This is a genomic window from Allobosea sp. 05T422_2, assembly GCF_056396265.1.
In genome coordinates, this window is the sequence record NZ_JBFTLD010000129.1 from 1 (window position 1) to 17,605 (window position 17,605).

At 64.3% G+C, this 17,605-nt stretch carries 17 protein-coding genes and 2 pseudogenes; 11 read left to right on the forward strand and 8 right to left on the reverse strand.

Going from position 1 to position 17,605, the window contains the following annotated elements; all coding sequences use genetic code 11:
• From AC1DJT_RS20995 to AC1DJT_RS21020, 6 genes are all read left to right on the forward strand, one after another.
• A partial coding sequence (locus AC1DJT_RS20995; RefSeq protein WP_476834794.1) for a DUF1236 domain-containing protein occupies positions 1–416 on the forward strand: 416 nt, incomplete at its 5' end.
• A gap of 198 nt (positions 417–614) precedes the next feature.
• Positions 615–968: a response regulator gene (locus AC1DJT_RS21000; protein WP_441506717.1), complete on the forward strand. Its 354-nt coding sequence runs from the start codon at positions 615–617 to the stop codon at positions 966–968.
• A 256-nt stretch (positions 969–1,224) separates the two neighbouring features.
• A complete protein-coding gene (locus AC1DJT_RS21005) occupies positions 1,225–4,659 on the forward strand; it encodes a response regulator (RefSeq protein WP_476834795.1) in 3,435 nt (1,144 codons plus the stop codon).
• The gene (locus AC1DJT_RS21010; protein WP_441506715.1) at positions 4,656–5,495 is read left to right on the forward strand and encodes a CheR family methyltransferase; all 840 of its coding nucleotides are present in this window, start codon (positions 4,656–4,658) and stop codon (positions 5,493–5,495) included. Before AC1DJT_RS21005 ends, AC1DJT_RS21010 begins: the two co-directional genes overlap by 4 nt.
• Positions 5,492–6,058, forward strand: coding sequence for a chemotaxis protein CheB (locus AC1DJT_RS21015; RefSeq protein WP_441506714.1), 567 nt, complete (start codon positions 5,492–5,494; stop codon positions 6,056–6,058). The genes AC1DJT_RS21010 and AC1DJT_RS21015 overlap by 4 nt, the downstream gene beginning before the upstream one ends.
• Before the next feature lie 8 nt (positions 6,059–6,066).
• A complete protein-coding gene (locus AC1DJT_RS21020; RefSeq protein WP_441506713.1) occupies positions 6,067–7,185 on the forward strand; it encodes a response regulator in 1,119 nt (372 codons plus the stop codon).
• 47 nt (positions 7,186–7,232) lie between these two features.
• Here the strand turns inward: AC1DJT_RS21020 and AC1DJT_RS21025 are convergent, their stop codons facing one another.
• A complete protein-coding gene (locus tag AC1DJT_RS21025) occupies positions 7,233–7,568 on the reverse strand; it encodes a GIY-YIG nuclease family protein (protein WP_476834796.1) in 336 nt (111 codons plus the stop codon).
• A gap of 126 nt (positions 7,569–7,694) precedes the next feature.
• Here AC1DJT_RS21025 and AC1DJT_RS21030 point away from each other — a divergent pair.
• Together AC1DJT_RS21030 and AC1DJT_RS21035 are read left to right on the forward strand one after the other, a co-directional pair.
• Positions 7,695–8,355: pseudogene (locus AC1DJT_RS21030) on the forward strand (DUF2239 family protein).
• 72 nt (positions 8,356–8,427) lie between these two features.
• Positions 8,428–9,045, forward strand: a complete 618-nt coding sequence (locus AC1DJT_RS21035) for an NUDIX domain-containing protein (RefSeq protein WP_441506711.1) — start codon at positions 8,428–8,430, stop codon at positions 9,043–9,045.
• Positions 9,046–9,133: 88 nt separating this feature from the next.
• Here the strand turns inward: AC1DJT_RS21035 and AC1DJT_RS21040 are convergent, their stop codons facing one another.
• From AC1DJT_RS21040 to AC1DJT_RS21070, 7 genes and pseudogenes are all read right to left on the reverse strand, one after another.
• The gene (locus AC1DJT_RS21040) at positions 9,134–9,814 is read right to left on the reverse strand and encodes an antibiotic biosynthesis monooxygenase family protein (RefSeq protein WP_476769854.1); all 681 of its coding nucleotides are present in this window, start codon (positions 9,812–9,814) and stop codon (positions 9,134–9,136) included.
• Positions 9,815–9,857: 43 nt separating this feature from the next.
• Positions 9,858–10,230: pseudogene (locus AC1DJT_RS21045) on the reverse strand (RidA family protein).
• Positions 10,231–10,418: 188 nt separating this feature from the next.
• Positions 10,419–10,604: a hypothetical protein gene (locus AC1DJT_RS21050; RefSeq protein ID WP_441491129.1), complete on the reverse strand. Its 186-nt coding sequence runs from the start codon at positions 10,602–10,604 to the stop codon at positions 10,419–10,421.
• Positions 10,605–10,877: 273 nt separating this feature from the next.
• A complete protein-coding gene (locus AC1DJT_RS21055; protein ID WP_476769855.1) occupies positions 10,878–11,630 on the reverse strand; it encodes a siderophore-interacting protein in 753 nt (250 codons plus the stop codon).
• Positions 11,631–11,852: 222 nt separating this feature from the next.
• Positions 11,853–12,509 carry a hypothetical protein gene (locus tag AC1DJT_RS21060; protein ID WP_476769856.1) on the reverse strand — a complete coding sequence of 219 codons (657 nt, stop codon included), beginning with the start codon at positions 12,507–12,509 and terminating at the stop codon, positions 11,853–11,855.
• A 35-nt stretch (positions 12,510–12,544) separates the two neighbouring features.
• The gene (locus tag AC1DJT_RS21065) at positions 12,545–13,015 is read right to left on the reverse strand and encodes a chromate resistance protein ChrB domain-containing protein (RefSeq protein ID WP_476769857.1); all 471 of its coding nucleotides are present in this window, start codon (positions 13,013–13,015) and stop codon (positions 12,545–12,547) included.
• Positions 13,012–13,983 carry a Fe-Mn family superoxide dismutase gene (locus AC1DJT_RS21070; RefSeq protein ID WP_441491125.1) on the reverse strand — a complete coding sequence of 324 codons (972 nt, stop codon included), beginning with the start codon at positions 13,981–13,983 and terminating at the stop codon, positions 13,012–13,014. The genes AC1DJT_RS21065 and AC1DJT_RS21070 overlap by 4 nt, the downstream gene beginning before the upstream one ends.
• 283 nt (positions 13,984–14,266) lie before the next feature.
• Between AC1DJT_RS21070 and AC1DJT_RS21075 the strand changes: the two genes are divergently transcribed.
• The 3 genes from AC1DJT_RS21075 to chrA all read left to right on the forward strand — a co-directional run.
• Positions 14,267–15,364 carry a Cj0069 family protein gene (locus tag AC1DJT_RS21075; RefSeq protein ID WP_476769859.1) on the forward strand — a complete coding sequence of 366 codons (1,098 nt, stop codon included), beginning with the start codon at positions 14,267–14,269 and terminating at the stop codon, positions 15,362–15,364.
• Positions 15,361–16,344: a chromate resistance protein ChrB domain-containing protein gene (locus AC1DJT_RS21080; RefSeq protein WP_476832451.1), complete on the forward strand. Its 984-nt coding sequence runs from the start codon at positions 15,361–15,363 to the stop codon at positions 16,342–16,344. The genes AC1DJT_RS21075 and AC1DJT_RS21080 overlap by 4 nt, the downstream gene beginning before the upstream one ends.
• 16 nt (positions 16,345–16,360) lie before the next feature.
• On the forward strand, positions 16,361–17,605 hold a 1,245-nt coding region (chrA, locus tag AC1DJT_RS21085; protein ID WP_476834797.1), incomplete at its 3' end, for a chromate efflux transporter.

The window sequence follows — 17,605 nt, forward strand, 5'->3', positions numbered from 1 at the left end:
GTCAGGGAGACCAACAGATGATGAAGACACTTGCATTCGCTGCGGCGCTCGCCGTACTGCCCGCCTCCGTTTTCGCCCAGAGCAGCGGGCCGGTCATTCCCGACCCGGCCGGCGGCACGACCCGCGATCCGGCGCTCGGCGTCGGGACGGTCGAGGTTCCGCTGAGGCGCGATCCTGCCGGCGGCACGATGATCGACGACTCGCCGCGCTTCCGGACCTATGTGATCGAGCAGCGCCTGCCGTCCTATAGCTATGGCCGCCCGGTCGTGGTGGGAACGATCCTGCCGGATGAGGGCATCGTCTATCGCGAGGTTCCGGCCGAATATGGCGCGCCGGGCTATCGCTACACCGTGGTGAACGAGCGCGCCGTCGTGGTCGAGCCGCGCACGCGCCGCATCATTCAGGTGATCGACTGACCCTTCGCGGAGTCGCGAAGCCTGACACCCCAGACTCCGCTGGACCGAGGCCCGCTCCGGCAAGGGGCGGGGCCGATCCATGAGCCCCTCCCGCGAGACGATCTCAAAGTCACGCAGAGAGGCTGAAAAAAAATCGCAAGGCGCGGCGAACAAAGCCGCGCCCGATGCGTTGTGGCTGGGAACAGCCGGAGCCCAGTCGTGAGAAAATGCGTTCTCGTCGTCGAAGATGACACTTTCATTCGTATGGATACCGTCGATACCGTCGAGGATGCCGGCTTCGAAGCGATCGAGGCCGCAAATGCCGACGAGGCCATCAGCCAGATCGAAGCCAATCCGGCGATCGAGATCATGATCACCGATATCGAGATGCCMGGCTCGATGAATGGCGTCCGGCTTGCACATGCGGTCAGGGACCGCTGGCCGCCGGTCGAGATCATCGTGGTGTCCGGACAAGTGATGCCGGGTCGAGGCGCATTGCCCGAGCGCGCGCGCTTCATCGCCAAGCCATTCCGGCCAAGCCAGATCGAGGCAGCGTTGCGCGCTGCTGCGTAGATCACCGGACCGGGTTCGTATCCGGTCGGATGATGCGACGTCTGGGTTAGGGCCGGCTTTGCACCGAAAACCGCAATCCAGTTTTGAGGCCAACTTTCCAGGGGGCGGGATAGCCAACCGCATGGAGATGGAAGACGACAACGCGCACAGGCAGCGACCGCATATGTCGCGGCCACCGAAATCGTGTCGGGATGGAGACAACCGGGCGGCTCCGCTATGGCGGTCAGCCAGGTCTTGCTGGCTGATGAGAGCATAAATGAAACGAAGCCACCTGCCCGGGGCCTCCAGGCGAACTTTGGGCCTCGAGCCTGTCGTCGCGCTCGGCCTTGCCGGCGCGATCGCATTTTTCCTGATCAGCGGAATCGTAGCCTTTCTCAATCTGCAGGCCCTGCGCAACGGGAGCGAACGGGTCATTCAGACCCATCAGGTCATCGTCGCGCTCGAGCGATTGATGYCCCAGGCGCAAGACGCCGAAACAGGCCAGCGCGGCTTCCTCCTGACAGGCGATGAACGCTATCTCGCCCCCTACAATGCCGCCGTATCGGCGATTCCAGCCCAGCTCGACGAGATCTCGGAGYGAACCCGCGAAAATCCGTCACAGGGCCCGCGGATCGCTGCGCTGAGACGACAGGTCGGCAGCAAACTCGCAGAACTCAAGGAAACGATCGAGCTGCGGCGAGTCCAAGGGATCGACGCCGCGATGGCCGTCGTCAGCTCGGACCGCGGAAAACTGGCCATGGACGCCATCCGCTCGCAGATTGCCGCGATCTCCCAGGAAGAGGGAGAAACGCGCGCGAAGCGCCTCGTTGAAATGGCCGACGCCCAGAAGACCGCGCTGGTGAGCGGCCTCCTTTCAGGGCTGCTCGGGTTACTCCTGACGCTGACCATCGRCTTTCTGGTCCGCAGGGCAACGCTCGCCCGCAGGCAGGAGGAGTGGCTTCAATCAGGCCAGGTCGGCCTGGCCGCCGCCATGATGGGCGATCCGCAGGCCGAGCAGCTCGGAAACAGCATTCTCGCATTTCTGGCGCAGTATCTCGGCGCAGTCGCAGGAGCGCTCTTCGTCGTCGATCGCACGGTTTTCCGGCGCGCAGCGACCTATGGCATTCCCGAGGACGCCCCGATTGTCACGCAGTTCAAGCTGAGGGAAGGCTTGCTGGGCCAGGCGGCGAGCGAGAAGCGGCCCATGCTGATCGGCGAGGTTCCCGACGGCTACCTCGCCTTCGGCTCCGCCCTGGGACAGGACAAGCCGAAACATCTCGTCATCCTGCCCGCCACCGTCGACGGAACCGTCAATGCCGTGATCGAGCTTGGGTTCCTGCGCCCGGTCGACGACGGAGTCATGAAGCTGCTGCAGTTCGCCTCCAACGCGGTGGCGATCGCAGTCCGTTCGGCCAAGTATCGCGGCGAGCTCCAGGACCTGCTCGAGGAGACGCAGCGCCAATCGGAGGAATTGCAGACCCAGAGCGAGGAATTGCGCGTCTCGAACGAGGAACTGGAGGAGCAAGGCCGGGCGCTCAAGGAGTCGCAGATGCGGCTTGAGCAGCAGCAGGCCGAGCTCGAACAGACCAATTCGCAGCTGGAGGAGCAGACCCAGCAGCTGGAGACGCAGCGCGACGATCTGGAACAGGTCAATGCGGCCATGCAGGTCAAGGCGCGGGAGGTGGAGCAGGCGAGCCGCTACAAGTCGGACTTTCTTGCCAACATGTCGCACGAGCTGCGCACGCCGCTCAATTCATCGCTGATCCTGGCCAAGCTCCTGGCGGATAATCCCGACGAGAACCTGAGCGAGGAGCAGGTCAAATATGCCCAGACGATCCAGTCCTCCGGCAATGACCTGCTGAACCTGATCAACGACATCCTCGATCTTTCGAAGATCGAGGCCGGCCATGTGGAGATCAGGCCCGAAACCGTTTCCCTGGAGCGGTTGACCGGCAATCTTCGGCAGCTGTTTCAGCCCGTCGCCCAGGGCAAGACGCTGGATTTTCTGGTCGACGTGGCGGCGGACTGCCCCGCGAGCATCGAAACCGATCCGCAACGGCTGGAACAGGTTCTGAAAAATCTCCTGTCCAACGCCTTCAAGTTCACGGAACGCGGACAGGTCCGCGTCTCGATCCAGCGGGCCGGCGAAGGGCAGATCGCCCTCTCCGTATCGGACACCGGCATCGGCATCGCCGAGGAGCAGCAGCGCAGCGTCTTCGAAGCGTTTCATCAGGCCGATGGCACCATCAGCCGCAAATATGGGGGCACCGGCCTCGGCCTTTCGATCTCGCGACAGCTCGCCCACCTGCTCGGCGGCTCGATCACGCTCAAGAGCCGCGAGGGACAGGGAAGCACCTTCACCATCACCATTCCCGAAATCTATGACCCGGCGAAGGTCGGCCCCCGGGTGGCGCGCGAAACCATTCGCGCCGTGCCCACGCTCGTGAATGCGGAGGCGCCCCGGGCCGCGGTGCAGCCACGCAGGCACAAGGTGGAGGACGACCGCGACGCGCCATCCGATGCCAAGCGCGTCCTGCTCGTGATCGAGGACGACGATTCCTTCGCCGCCATCCTGCGCGATCTCACGCGCGAAATGGGATTCCGTTCGCTGGTCGCGGGAACCGCCGCGGAGGCCCTGGGGCTGGCCCGGGAGTTCATGCCGAGCGCAATCATCCTCGATGTCGGCCTGCCCGACCAGTCCGGCCTTTCCGTGCTGGACCGGCTCAAGAGCGACGTCCAGACCCGCCATATTCCGATTCACATCGTCTCGGCTGGAGATCACGCCGAAACCGCGCTCGCGCTGGGCGCGGTCGGATATGTGCTCAAGCCGGTCAAGCGCGAGCAGCTGGTCGAGGTTTTCGAGAAGCTAGAGAACAAGCTGTCCCCGCGGGTGCATCGCGTCCTCATCGTCGAGGACGACCTGGTGCAACGCGAGGCGGTCGCAAAGCTGCTGACCTCCCATGATGTCGAGACCGTGACCGCAGGGACCGCAGCCGAATGCCTCAAGCTCCTCAAGGAAGAGACATTCGATTGCATGGTGCTCGACCTGTCGCTGCCCGATGCGTCCGGCTATTCGCTGCTGGAGACGCTGAGCCAGGAGAGCGCCTACGCCTTTCCACCGGTCATCGTCTATACCGGCCGGGACCTCTCGGCGGATGACGAGCAGCGGCTCCGCCGCTACTCGAAATCGATCATCATCAAGGGTGCGAAATCGCCCGAGCGCCTGCTCGACGAGGTCAGCCTCTTCCTTCACCAGGTGGTCTCCCAACTGCCGGCCGAGCAGCAGAAGATGATCCGCAAGGCGCGAAGCAGGGATGCCCTGCTCGAGGGGCGGCGCATCCTTGTCGTCGAGGACGACGTGCGCAACGTCTATGCGCTGACCAACATCCTCGAACCCCGGGGGGCGATCGTCGAGATCGCCCGCAACGGCCGCGAGGCCCTGGAGGCGCTCGAACGATCCGAGAAGCAATCCGGCCCCAGGATCGAGCTCGTCCTCATGGACGTGATGATGCCGGTCATGGACGGGCTCACCGCCACGCGCGAGATCCGCAGGAACCCGGACCTGGTCAAGCTGCCGGTCATCRMGCTGACGGCAAAGGCCATGCCCGACGATCAGCAGCGCTGCATCGAGGCAGGGGCCAATGACTACATGGCCAAGCCCCTGGATGTCGAAAAGCTCCTGTCGCTCGTGCGGGTCTGGATGCCGCGATGAAGGAGGCGCTCGCATCCGAGGCGATCGAAGCGATTGAGATACGACTTCTCCTCGAGGCGCTATACTCGCGGTATCATTATGATTTCCGCAATTACGCGATGGCTTCGATCAAGCGCCGCCTCAAGCAGGCGCGGGACCAGCTCGGCTTCGCCAGTTTTTCGGCGTTGCAGGAGAGCCTGCTGCATGACGCGGCCGTTCTGCCGCGGCTTCTCGGATACCTGACGGTTCAGGTCAGCGAGATGTTCCGCGATCCGACCTATTTTCGCGCGATCCGGGAAAAGGTCGTGCCGCATCTGCGGACCTATCCCTCGCTCAAGGTCTGGATCGCCGGCTGCAGCGGCGGCGAGGAGCTCTATTCCCTGGTCATCCTGTTCCGGGAAGAAGGCCTGGAGGACCGCACGCTGTTCTATGCCACCGACATCAACCAGGAGGCGCTCCGTTCGGCCGAGGCTGGCGTCTTCGCCATGGAGCGGGTGCCGCTGTTCACTGAAAATCATCGCCAGTCCGGGGGAAAATCATCCCTGTCCGACTATTATCATGCCGCCTATGGCAGGGTTTCGTTCGACAAGAGTCTGCGCCGCAATGTCGTGTTTTCCGACCATAGCCTGGTGACGGACGCGGTCTTCGCCGAGATGCAGCTGATCTCGTGCCGTAACGTCCTGATCTATTTCGATCGCACCTTCCAGGACCGGGCGCTGGGCCTGTTCAAGGACTCGCTCGCACGAAAGGGCTTCCTCGGGCTCGGCGCCAAGGAGAGCCTGCGCTTCTCCGAGCATGCGGGGGCCTTCACGGATTTCGTACGCGAGGACAAGATCTATCAGAGGCGCGGCGAATGAGCGCGGACCGAGCCGAGGCCGTGGTGATCGGCGCCTCCGCAGGGGCGCTGGAGGCGYTGTCCGTGATCCTTCCCGCGCTGCCTGCCGGATTTCGATTGCCGGTGATCGTGGTCGTCCATGTGCCGCCGAACCGGCGCAGCATGCTGGCCGAGCTGTTCGACGCCAAGTGCCGGATTCCTGTTCGCGAGGCCGAAGACAAGGAACCGATCGCGGCCGGCACGATCTATTTCGCCCCGCCCGACTACCATCTCCTGGTCGAGATGGATCGGTGCCTGTCGCTGTCCAGCGACGAACCCGTGCTGTTTTCGCGCCCCTCGATCGATGTCCTGTTCGAAAGCGCGGCCGATGCCTACGGCCCTGCCCTGATCGCCATCGTACTGACTGGCGCCAATCAGGATGGTGCGAACGGGATGCAGGCCATTGTCAAAGCGGGCGGCACCGCGCTCGTTCAAAACCCGACCGGCGCCTTTGCAGCTGCGATGCCCGAAGCGGCCATCGCAGCCTGCCCCAGCGCACACATCATGACACTCGACGCCATCGCGGCGCATTTACAGGAGATTTGAGTTCGATCATGGGTCCTGTCTCATTCCTGCTGGTCGACGACCTCGAGGACAACCTCGTCTCCCTGGAAGGCCTTTTGCGGCGCGAAGGCCTCGTGCTGCTGAAGGCGCGGTCGGGCGACGAGGCGCTTGAACTGCTGCTCGAGAACGACGTCGCGTTGGCACTCGTGGACGTCCAGATGCCGGGCCTGAATGGTTTCGAACTGGCCGAACTGATGCGCGGCAACGAGCGAACCCGACGCATCCCGATCATCTTCGTCACCGCCGGCACCGCCGATGGTCGCCGCCGCTTTCGCGGCTACGAGGCCGGCGCGGTCGATTTCATCCAAAAACCGATCGAGCCCGACATCCTGCGCAGCAAGGCCGAGGTCTTCTTCGAACTGTACCGGCAGCGGCAACAGATCGCGGTACAGCGAGACGAACTGGCGGCGCAGGCCAAGGCCCTAGAAGAGGCCGGGCATCGCAAGGACGCGTTCCTGCTCACCCTGACGCAGGATATCAGCCTGCATGAGCATGCGCGGGCGCAGCAGGACGTGCTTCTGCGCGAGGTCAATCACCGCATCAAGAATCTCTTCAGCCTGACGGCAGGACTGATCTCCCTCAGTGCGAGATCGTCCAGGAACGTCCAGGAGCTCGCCGCCGATCTGACATCGCGACTGCAGGCGCTCGGTCGTGCCCACGACCTCACCCTGCCCGACCTGAGCCAGAATGGCGTCTGCGAAGCCGGGACGACGGTTCTCGCCCTGACGCGGGCGATCCTGGCGCCTCACGAGCACAGTCAGGACTCGCGCATCACGGTGACCGGTGCCGACGTGGAGCTCTCCGGTAATGTATTGTCGTCGCTGGCCCTATTGCTGCACGAGTTGACGACGAACGCCGCGAAATATGGCGCCCTGTCCACCCCTGGGGGGCGATTGACCATCGATATCAGCGCCACCGACGGCCTTCTCCATGTGAAATGGGACGAGTGCGGAGCCTCTCCCCAGGCCAGATCCGGGTTGCACGAGGGCTTCGGAGCAACGCTTGAAAAGGCACTGCTGAGGGGCATGAGCGGGGTGATTTCGCGAGAGTGGAAAGACGATGGGCTTTCCCTTTCCCTGCGAATTCCGCTGGCCAAGCTCGCGAGCTGAGGCCCCAGACGCCGAACCGATCGTCCGGGGCGCAGCGCGGATCGCTTTCAGATTGGCTCGGCCTGAAGCGTCTCGGACCAATGGCCCAGCCGATCCTTCAGAACACGATCCAGGCCGGAGACAAGTTTCTCGATATCCACCCGCTCGACGATCTCGAAGGTGAAGCTGTCGGCGCCGTGCTCCCGCCATGCCGCCTGGAGGGAGCGATGCGTGTTGGCGCCCTGGCGAAGCGTTAACGACAGGCGGTTCCAGATCGTGGCGAGATCTGGCGCGCTGCCCRCCCATTGCTGGCCGGTTGTCGCGCAGGCCACGACATAGATGCCGGGAACCGCCTTGCGCAGCTTATAGGCCGCGACGGCTGCTTTCCGCTCCTCAGATTTCACGACCCACTCTCCCCGTTGCGCCAGCTCTCCGGCTATCGCCTGGCCATCGGCACAATTTATACCCGGATTATATTTTCATCAAGATATTTACCCGGGTAATATAAACTCATCATCAGAGAGCCCGTCATCAGTGATTTTCTGTCCAAGTCCTGCACCGCCTTCCAGGGAACGAGCCGCATCGCCGCTGGCCCGCTGATCGATGTCGCGCTGGCCGTGAAGGCGGCGATGGAAGCCGATCCCGCTTCGGCCTTTCTCACCTTCGACGATGCGACCGGCGCCGTGGTCGGCCTCAATCTGCGCGGCGAAACCGCGGAGATCGTGGCGCGCCTGGCTGAGCGCGCCGAGGCGGCGGATCGCGCCGCGCGAGCGGTCCCCCGGTCCGAGGCGAGCGACGGGACGCCGGAGCGGGGCCGCGGCCGGCCGAAACTCGGCGTCGTCGCCCGGGAGGTGACATTACTGCCCCCGGCACTGGGACTGGCTGGCGATGCAGCCCGGCGGCGCGTCGCAGGCCTTGCGCAGGCTTGTGGACGACGCGAGACGCGGCGATGGCGGCCGAAGCGAAGCCCGCGCCGCGCAGACGGCGACCTACAGCTTCATCGCGGCAATGGCCGGCGACCTTCCGGGTTTCGAGGAGGCGACGCGCGCCCTGTTCGCCGGGGATCACGCGCGCTTTGCCGAGCAGAACCGGGCCTGGCCACCGGATATCCGCTCCTATGCGGAAAGCCTGATGAAGACCGGAACTGCGAGGCCGCAACAAGAGGCGCCTGGCGATGCAACCCCATCTTGAACCCAGCCAGGAGGCGGGGCGTGCCTGATCAGGCGATTTCGCGACTGGCTGTCGCGGCAGGGATATAGGGAGATGGCGTCGCTGAGGCTGGCGCGTGGGGATGAGGCAGTGGCGGGTATGTCGGAGGAGATCGAAATGGAGAGCCCGGTTTGCGAGATCACGGCGCTTTCAACCCGCGTTGTCTACCAGAACCGGTGGATGACCGTCAGGGAAGACAAGATCCAACGCAGCGACGGCTCCACGGGCATCTATGGCGTCGTCGAGAAGAGCGACTTCGCACTGGTCATCCCCGTCAATGCCGATGGCTCGCTCTGCCTTGTCGAACAGTACCGATACCCGGTGAAGGGCCGGTTCTGGGAATTCCCGCAAGGCTCCTGGGAGGGCGTCGCCACGGCCGATCCTCTCGATCTGGCGCGCGGCGAACTCGAGGAGGAGACCGGCCTCCTGGCCAGGGAGATGCACTATGTCGGGCATCTCTTCGAGTGTTACGGCTATTCGACGCAAGGCTGCCACATCTTCATCGCGCGCGATCTGCAGGCGACGGAAACGAAGCTCGATCCCGAGGAGCAGGGGCTGATCAGCCAGGCCTTTGCCCTTGAAGCCGTCATCGCCATGGTAGGGGATGGCCGGATCAAGGACGCGATGAGCATCGCAGCCCTTGGCCTCTGCCGCCTGAAGGGGCTGCTCTGACCCCGGGCGCCGAGGCGCCATCCGCCGGGGGACGCAGCCTGCCGTGCCGTGGCTGCGAGCAGCCGAAGTCGCGACATGGCGCGGCGTCCTATCCGCCACGCTGCCGAGCATCGACCTCGGGATAGTATTGCGGGGCCTCGCGCCTGTCGAACATGCCGTAGTCGCGCACGACACGCACATGGCGCAGCCTCTGTGCTCCGCGCAATGCCTGGTCCTCAAAGCGCTTCGCCGCCACCTCGTCGTGCCAGGACAGCAGCAGGATCAGGTCTCCCGGCGTCAGCACCGCGTCGAACACATCCCATGACAGCAGGCCATCGGCTTGCGGGAGCAGGCCGAGAGACGCCGCGCACTCGGCCGCGCCGGCCCCCTCGCCGCAATTCCCCGGCCTGGGGCCCGTCACCAGCGTAACGGTCGTCCCCTCGCCGGCTTGCGTCTCGTCGAGGCGCTGCTGCCGAAGCGTCTGGCCTTCCGGGATCTGCGTGTCCCGCGTGATCTCGCCGACACGCAGGTGGTAGTCGAGGAAGATGCCGGACCGACCCTTCTCCTGCGCGAAGTGGTGGCGCATCGTCGTGCGCCAGCGGACCACTGCCTTCTCGTCACGCCAGCCCGAGAGCGAGAGCAGCCAGCCCTCGCGGGTCATGCTGCGATAGCGGATATTGTCGACGAACCCGTCCACCGCCTCCAGTTCGGGCCGCAGCGATCTGGCCACGCCGAGATAGGCATCCCATTGCTCCGGCGCCGGATGCACTTCGAAGATCACAGAGAACATCGGCTTCTCCTGGGACCCCGCTCCTGGGACCGCGCTCCTCGCATCACACGGCGGCGATGCAATCCATCTCGATATCGAAGCCGCCATTCCAGGCCGGGACGTTGATGAAGATGCGGGCTGGCGGATCCCCGGGGAAGAAGCGGCGATAGACCTCGTTGACCGCGGGGAACATCTCGACCGAGGTGACGTAGACATTGACCTTCAGGACGTCGTCGAGGGAGGAGCCCGCCTTCTCGACGCAGAGCTTCCGTCTGGCGCTCGATCCCGCCCGTATAGATCTCGCCTGTCTCCGGATCGAATGGCGGCGCGCCGGATACATAGATCGTATCGCCGTGCCTGGTGACCGTCGATGTCGGCGCCTTGTACCTTTCAAGATAGCTCGCGAGCGGCTCGACACGGATGATCTGTCTCTTCACGGCCGCCACTCCCGTTGCGCTATCCGATCGAAAGCGCCGCGGCGGGCATAGGAGGCGCCGGGCACCCCCTATCTCTACTCCCAGGCGACTGCGGCCGTCATTCAGCAGCGCTACGGTCGCGGCCGATGCGTTGCGGCTTCCTCGCGCGTCGCATCGGAGTGGCATGCGACACAGAAGAAGGAGCGCATCTATTCGGCGCCGCCAATGGCAGTCTTCTCGCCCGGCTTAGGATCCGGTTTGTCGGCAGACCCCGTATCCCTGACCTCTGGATTGATCGAGACTTTGTTCAGGGAATCCTTGTCCGGCGCGCCCTGGATCGACTTCACTTTCTGTTGTTCTTCCGGCGACAGCTTGTTTCCGCGTCCATCACGCATGACGACCTCCTGTTGCTTCTCGCCGGAGAACCGCCGGGAGAGCTGGAGGTTCCTCGTAAACGGACTCCTCGCGGCAAAGAGATTGGCCGGTCGAGCGCGTCATCGGGCCGGCGTCACCTCCCAATCGACCCGATACTCATCGGACAGGGCTGGCGTCCGCCCACCGCTCACGAGATCATCGCGAGCGCTCGATCGTCCCGGCACCGCAAGGCCCGCTTCAATGCTGGATCATCGGCCCTCCCGAAAACCGCAATCCACTGCTCCAGCCGCTGCTCAGCGCGCCCAATAGGCCACGATTTTCTGGCGCTCGGCGCCMGATTGTTTCAGCTCCTCGGACTGGGCGCGCAATGTCCTGACGACGGTTTTCTCGGCCGCAGCCCAGAGATAGGTCCGTCCGTCGTCGAGCGGCTCCGAGGCCAGCAGGTCGGTGAGGCGGCTGCGATCCGTGTCGCCATCGGGACAATGGAACCAGGTCGTTGTCGCCAGGGGATGGTCCGGCAAGGGCTGCTCGTGGGTTTCATCCGCCACCTCGATGAAGACCCGGCTCGCGACATGCTCCGGCGTCTGTTCGAGAATCCGCGCGACCGCCGGCAGGCCGGTGGCATCCGCGATCAGGATCTGCCGGTCCAGCGCGTCCGGCCGGGCATAGAGCCCGCGCGGATTGTTGATCACGATCCGCTCGCCGATCTCGGCATCGCGAGCCCAGTCGCTGGCCTTGCCGCCATCATGAACCACGAGGTCGATCTCGAGTTCGCAGCGCGCGCTATCGAAGCTCCGGACAGTATAGGTGGAATAGCGGACGCGCTGGCGCTCTTCCGGGAAGACCCAGCGCCCCTCGGCATCGATCGTCGGCAGGACGAGTTCGCCGGTGCCGGGATCGGGGAAGAACAGGCGGATATATTCATCCGGGATCCCGGTCGAGCGAAAGCGCGTCAGGCCGCCGCCGGAAAAGGTCAGCCTGATCATGCCAGGCGTCAGGTAGCGGCGCGCGACCAGCGTCGCCTCGTGGAACGGATTTTCCGTCATGGATTCAACTCACCCCGGCGCATCGGACAACCAGCACCGGCGCTTCTTCCACAKGGAGACGCAGCTCGCAAGCGGCTTAGTCTTTGATTTATTTAGACTATCTCTAAACCAACATGGTTATGGAGCCTTGGTCCGGCAGCCCTGCCGCTATGCCTGGCGGCGCCTGCGGACCCCGCATTGCCATGACCTATGCCGTCGCCGACAGTCGGGGAGCCACGACGCTCATGGCTTGGCCCCAGTCAAGATGGGCTTGATCTCGAGCCGATCGAAATGCGTCACGCTGTCGGCCTTTGTCCAAAGCGCAACGCGCCCCGGCGCACTGATCGAACCGTCGCGAATGTCGATCAGTTGCTTTCCATCGAACGAAACCTGGAAGCGGTTGCCCTCGGCATGCAGGGTCAGGCTGTGCCAGTTCGAAGACGAGACCTTGACCGTCGCACCGCGCAACTCCTCGCGCCGGCCATTCCAGACCCGGTAGAAGCGCACATTGTGCTCCAGGGCGTTCGCACGGGCGACATAGTAGTTATCGGCATCGCGGAGCCGGACTGCGATGCCGGCCGCCCGATCGACCGCACCGGATATAGCCCGGAAACGGATCGCGACTTCGACATCCCCAAGGACAACGGGCATGTAGATGGCGAGTGGGAAACGATAGTCCGTCTTGTCCTGGCTGAGTTGCGCCAGAGCTCGGTCGCCCTCGGCGGAAGCGTCCATCACGACCGCCCAAGTGCCGGTCGCTCCTCCCCCCGTCCGGGCCGATGTGAACTGCGCAGGCAAGGGTCCCGGCGGCAGGGATCCGAAGGTGATCGTTTCCGCCGAGCCTTGAGCCGATGCCATCGCGAGCGGAATGGCGAGCACCAGACTGCGATAGGACCTCATGGGAGGGCTCCTTCCCAATACCCCCCTTGCGCGCGCTATGCTGCCGTCGGCTTCATCGGCGGCGGCCAACTATGCGTTTCCGCCTTCCGACGCGAAGCCCAGGCATAGAGCGCGTCATAGATGACGAAGCCGTGCTTGAGCACTTCATGGTCGTCGGGCGTCACGTCCCGTAATCCCATGGAGATCGCCAGCAACCCCGCGGATTGAGGGGTGAGATCGTGCCGATCGGTATCYGCGCCGCGCACGATCGCGGCTATCGTCACGATGGCCGGATCGCGATCGAGGCCGTGCTTCAAGACGAAGGTGTCGAAGCTGCACCCGTCGCCGACATGCGTGTATTCCACACCCGGCACATCATAGGGCGTTGCGCCCGTCTGGGCGGCCACGCTCTTCACTTGATCGGGAGCCACGAACAAGAATTCTGACTCCTTGTCGATGAAGCGGGCGATCAGCCAGGGGCAGGCAATCCGGTCGATGACGGGGCGTTCGCGAGTGACCCATTTCATGACCTCATCTCCTTCTGGTTGAGCGTGAGAGCAACGGTGGGCGCGCCAATGGCGTGCCATGCGGCGATGCCACCGGAGAGAGTGCTGGCGTCGATGCCGCGCCGTCGCAGTTCGGCGACGGCGTCGCCACTGACCTGGAACCCGTAGACGCAATAGACGACCACCGGCTTGTCCTTCGGCAGCTCGTCGGCCCAGTCGGCAATCGCCTCTGGTGCCCGGATCAGAGCGCCTGGCACCATGTCGCTGCGCTTCGCCAGATCCTCGGCGAGGCAGACGTCGAGCACGACAAGATCGTCGCCGCGGGCGATGCGGCCCCGCAGATCTTCCGGAGCGACGGCATGAGCGTTGGTTGAGACCGGCCTCGCCCAGCCCCCCTGTTGGGCGACGATGCGCCCATGACGGGCAGCGACCCGCTCCCAATGGATGTTCTTCATGAATGCGTCGACATAGGCGCCGGCCCTCGCGCCGAAATCGAGGTGATAGGCGTGCTCGTACATGTCGAGCGCCAGGATGGGCACGCCGCCGGCAAGACAGTTCGTGTGGTCAGCCGCCCATTGGATCGTCAGCCGATCATGGCGTTCCGACCAGGTGAGCAGAGTCCAGCCCGAGCCGCCGGCCTGTGCCTTGGCGCAGGCCGTGAACTGGGCCCKCCACGCGCTGACGCTTCCGAAGTCGCGTTCCAGCGCAGTGGCAAGACCACCGCCGGCATCGCCCGAACCTCCGAGTCCGTCGAAATAGATCTCGTGCAGGATCGCCGAGTTGGCGGCGACCAACTCCTCCCGCTTCAACCCATTGATGTCGAAGACCGGCGCTGCGCCCCAATCGAGCGCATCAAGCCGGCTCTCGATCGCATTCAGGCGGCGAACCGCGCCGCCATAGTTGTTCTCATAGTGGCTCGCGAGCAGGCGCTCGGACAGGCCTTCGAGCCGGGGCGGCTTGAATGGCAGCGGCATGATGTGATGCGGCATGGCGTCCTCGTTCGGCAGCACGGCGCGTCCGTGAGAGGCCGAAGGCTACGCCTGTATGAAAATTGATACAACTGTTGCACTTGATAATTTCGATGATACGGTACGCTCATGAATGATGAGGAGTCTGGGGCAGAGCATTGCTGGTTGGCCTGATTCATCTGCCGGCGGCCGTTTCCCGAGGAAACCCGGCGTCAGCAGAAGGCATCGGAGCGGTCGCGGCCAAGCGCGGACAAGCTTGAAGCGTCCCCAGAGGACGTGTGCCCCGGAGGAAACGAGAGGGAAAATGGCGATGCCTGGAGTGGCAGTGGTCTGGCGCGGTGACCGCGAGGGGCGACGCGCGGCGACACCCCAGAACAACCGCTTTCATCGCGTGTTCGAGGAACTCGCCGCGATTGGCATTCACGCGGAACCGGCGGTCTTCGATGAGGAGTTCGCGGACGAGGTCCGCGATCAACTCCTGAGGGTGGACGGCGTGCTCGTTTGGGTCGATCCGATCCATGACGGGAGGACACGCGCAGTGCTCGACCCGATACTGCGCGACGTCGCAACACGCGGCCCCTGGGTGAGTGCGCATCCCGACGTCATTCTCAAAATGGGTGTGAAGCAGGTCCTGCATCGCACGAAGCATCTCGGATGGGGMACCGACACCCATCTCTACGGATCCTACGCGGCGTTTCGCGAGGCATTCCCTGAGCAGCTGCAAACGGCCGGTCCGCGGGTGCTGAAGCAGAATCGCGGCAACGGGGGCCAGGGTGTGTGGAAGGTCGAACGGATCGATCCGCTTCCCGGTGGAGCGGCGGCGGTTCGGGTGTTGCATGCGCGACGCGGYAGCGTGCCGGAAGAACTCCCGTTGGAGGACTTCATGGCGCGTTGCGAGGCCTATTTCGCGCCCGATGGCTGCATCGTGGATCAGCCGTTCCAGCCCCGGCTGCCGGACGGCATGATCCGTTGCTACATGGGTGGCGACAAGGTCGTGGGCTTCGGCCACCAGTTCATCAAGGCGCTGATCCCACCACCGCCCGAAGGAGCGGACTCAGAAGCGGCACAGCCAGGTCCCCGGATCATGCATCCCGCCTCGGCAGAGCCGTTTCAGACGCTGAGGATCAGGATGGAAGCTGACTGGACGCCGCAGATGATGGCGGTGCTCGGTATCGAGCCCGGTTCCTTGCCGATCATCTGGGATGCCGACTTCCTCTATGGACCGCGCACGGCGTCGGGAGAAGACAGCTATGTGCTGTGCGAGATCAATGTGAGCTCCGTCTTCGCCATCCCGGACCAGGCACCGGCTGAAATTGCCCGCCTCGTTGCTGCGCGATTATCGATCAGCTCCAACCCGAGCGTCCGGCAGAGCCCAGGAGCTGCGCTGACGGTGAATTCATGAGCGGCGACGAAACCGGGACAGAGCAGCGCTGGCTGCTTCTGATCCATCAACTGCCGACCAAGCCAGCCTATTTTCGGGTGAAAATCTGGCGGCGGCTGCAAGGTATCGGTGCGGTTGCGGTCAAGAGCACAGTCTATGCGCTGCCGGCCGATGCCGAGACGCAGGAGGATTTCGAGTGGCTCTTGAAGGAGATCATCGACGGCGGCGGCGAAGCGATGGTGTGCGAGGCGCGCCTCATCGATGGCCTGTCGGACGCACAGGTCAGAGCCTTGTTCGATGCTGCGCGTGACAGCGACTACGCGGACATCGCCAAGGACGCCCGCGATCTCAGCGCTGGCCTCGACACCGAAGCGAGTGCGGAGAAGCGCGCGGACGCTCGCACGCAGCTCGGCCGCATGCGCAAGCGCCTCACCGAACTCGTATCGATCGACTTCTTCGGTGCCACCGGCCGCCTTGCCGTCGAAGGATTGCTCGCCGAGCTCGAAGCCCGGGTCACGGAGGAGAAGATCATGAGCAAGCACCCACCAAAGGGGGCAGACCCGATCGCCGAGCTCAAGGGGCGAACCTGGGCGACGCGCCGCGACGTGTATGTCGATCGCATCGCCTGCAGTTGGCTGATCCGCCGCTTCATCGACCCCGATGCCGTCATCCGCTTCGTGGCGGGCAAGGGCTATGCCCCAAAACCGGGCGAGCTGCGCTTTGACATGTTCGAAGGCGAGATCACCCATGAGGGCGATCGCTGCAGCTTCGAAGTGCTGCTGATCCGTGCCGGCATAGGCGATCCGGCACTGCAGGCCATCGCCGAGATCGTCCACGATATCGATCTCAAGGACAGCAAGTTCGGCCGCGAGGAAACGACAGGCATATCCAGCCTGATCGCCGGCGTCGCCATGGCGAACGCGGGCGATGAGGAGCGGATCGCGCAGGGCGCTGCCGTCTTCGACAACCTCTACCAGTATTTCCGCTCCAAGCGCGGATGATCGGAAGGACCGGGCCATGGCCAATCTGGACAGCTATGTCGCGACGCCGGCCTCGAAGAGCGACCGGCCGGATCATGGCATTTCCTTCGGGGACGCGGTGCGGGTCTGGGTGCGTGTGGCCGCCTTGAGTTTTGGCGGCCCGGCCGGGCAGATCGCGGTGATGCACCGGATCCTTGTCGAGGAGAAGCGCTGGATCGGCGAGACCCGGTTCCTGCATGCGCTCAACTATTGCACGCTGCTGCCCGGCCCCGAGGCGCAGCAATTGGCGATCTATATCGGCTGGCTCCTGCACAAGACCAAGGGCGGGCTGGTCGCCGGAATCCTGTTCGTGTTGCCGGGTGCGATCGCCATCATGGCGCTGAGCTGGATCTACGCGATCTTCGGCAATGTCGGAGCGGTCCAGGCGCTTTTCTTCGGCCTGAAGGCGGCGGTCCTCGCCATCGTGCTCGAGGCGGTCTCCCGGATCGGGCGACGCGCGCTCAAGAACAACGTCCTGATCGGGCTCGCCGCCGCKGCCTTTGTCGCGCTCTTCTTCTTTCAAGCGCCGTTTCCACTGGTCATTCTGGCCGCAGGGCTGATTGGCTATATCGGCGGACGCGCAGGCTTCACAGCGTTCCTGACGGGCAACGGGCACGGCAGGCTCGGCGGCACGCAGGTCGCGGATGCCGATACGGCGCCCGGCGACGAGGTTCCGGCTCACGCTCGCCCGCCACTCAGCTGGTCGCTGAAGGTCGCCGGGGTTGGTCTGCTTCTGTGGATTCTGCCGGTTCTCGGGCTGCTGGCCCTATTGGGGCCAGGCAATGTCTTCGCTGACATTGCGGTCTTCTTTTCCAAGATGGCGATGGTGACATTCGGCGGCGCCTACGCAGTGCTCGCCTATGTCGCGCAGCAGGCAGTCGAGCACTTTGGCTGGCTGAAGCCAGGCGAAATGTTGGACGGGCTCGGCATGGCCGAGACGACTCCCGGTCCGCTGATCATGGTCACCCAGTTTGTGGGCTTCATGGGGGCCTATCGGGCACCGGGTTCGCTTCATCCCCTCCTTGCCGGCACGCTCGGGGGCCTGCTCACCACCTGGGTGACCTTCGTCCCCTGCTTTCTCTGGATCTTCCTCGGCGCGCCCTTCATGGAGACGATGCGCAGCAACAAAGCCCTGTCCGCCGCCTTGTCGGCGATCACCGCGGCTGTCGTCGGCGTCATTCTCAATCTCGCGATCTGGTTTGCGCTCCACGTGCTGTTTTCAGAGCTGCGCGAGGTTCATAGG

Coding starts and splice junctions, on each gene's coding strand:
- AC1DJT_RS21010 (WP_441506715.1), top strand. CDS start 4,656: ATGAAGGAGGCGCTCGCATCCGAGGCGATCGAAGCGATTGAGATACGA.
- AC1DJT_RS21060 (WP_476769856.1), bottom strand. CDS start 12,509: ATGAGGTCCTATCGCAGTCTGGTGCTCGCCATTCCGCTCGCGATGGCA.
- AC1DJT_RS21035 (WP_441506711.1), top strand. CDS start 8,428: ATGGCGTCGCTGAGGCTGGCGCGTGGGGATGAGGCAGTGGCGGGTATG.
- AC1DJT_RS21020 (WP_441506713.1), top strand. CDS start 6,067: ATGGGTCCTGTCTCATTCCTGCTGGTCGACGACCTCGAGGACAACCTC.
- AC1DJT_RS21080 (WP_476832451.1), top strand. CDS start 15,361: ATGAGCGGCGACGAAACCGGGACAGAGCAGCGCTGGCTGCTTCTGATC.
- AC1DJT_RS21050 (WP_441491129.1), bottom strand. CDS start 10,604: ATGCGTGATGGACGCGGAAACAAGCTGTCGCCGGAAGAACAACAGAAA.
- AC1DJT_RS21040 (WP_476769854.1), bottom strand. CDS start 9,814: ATGTTCTCTGTGATCTTCGAAGTGCATCCGGCGCCGGAGCAATGGGAT.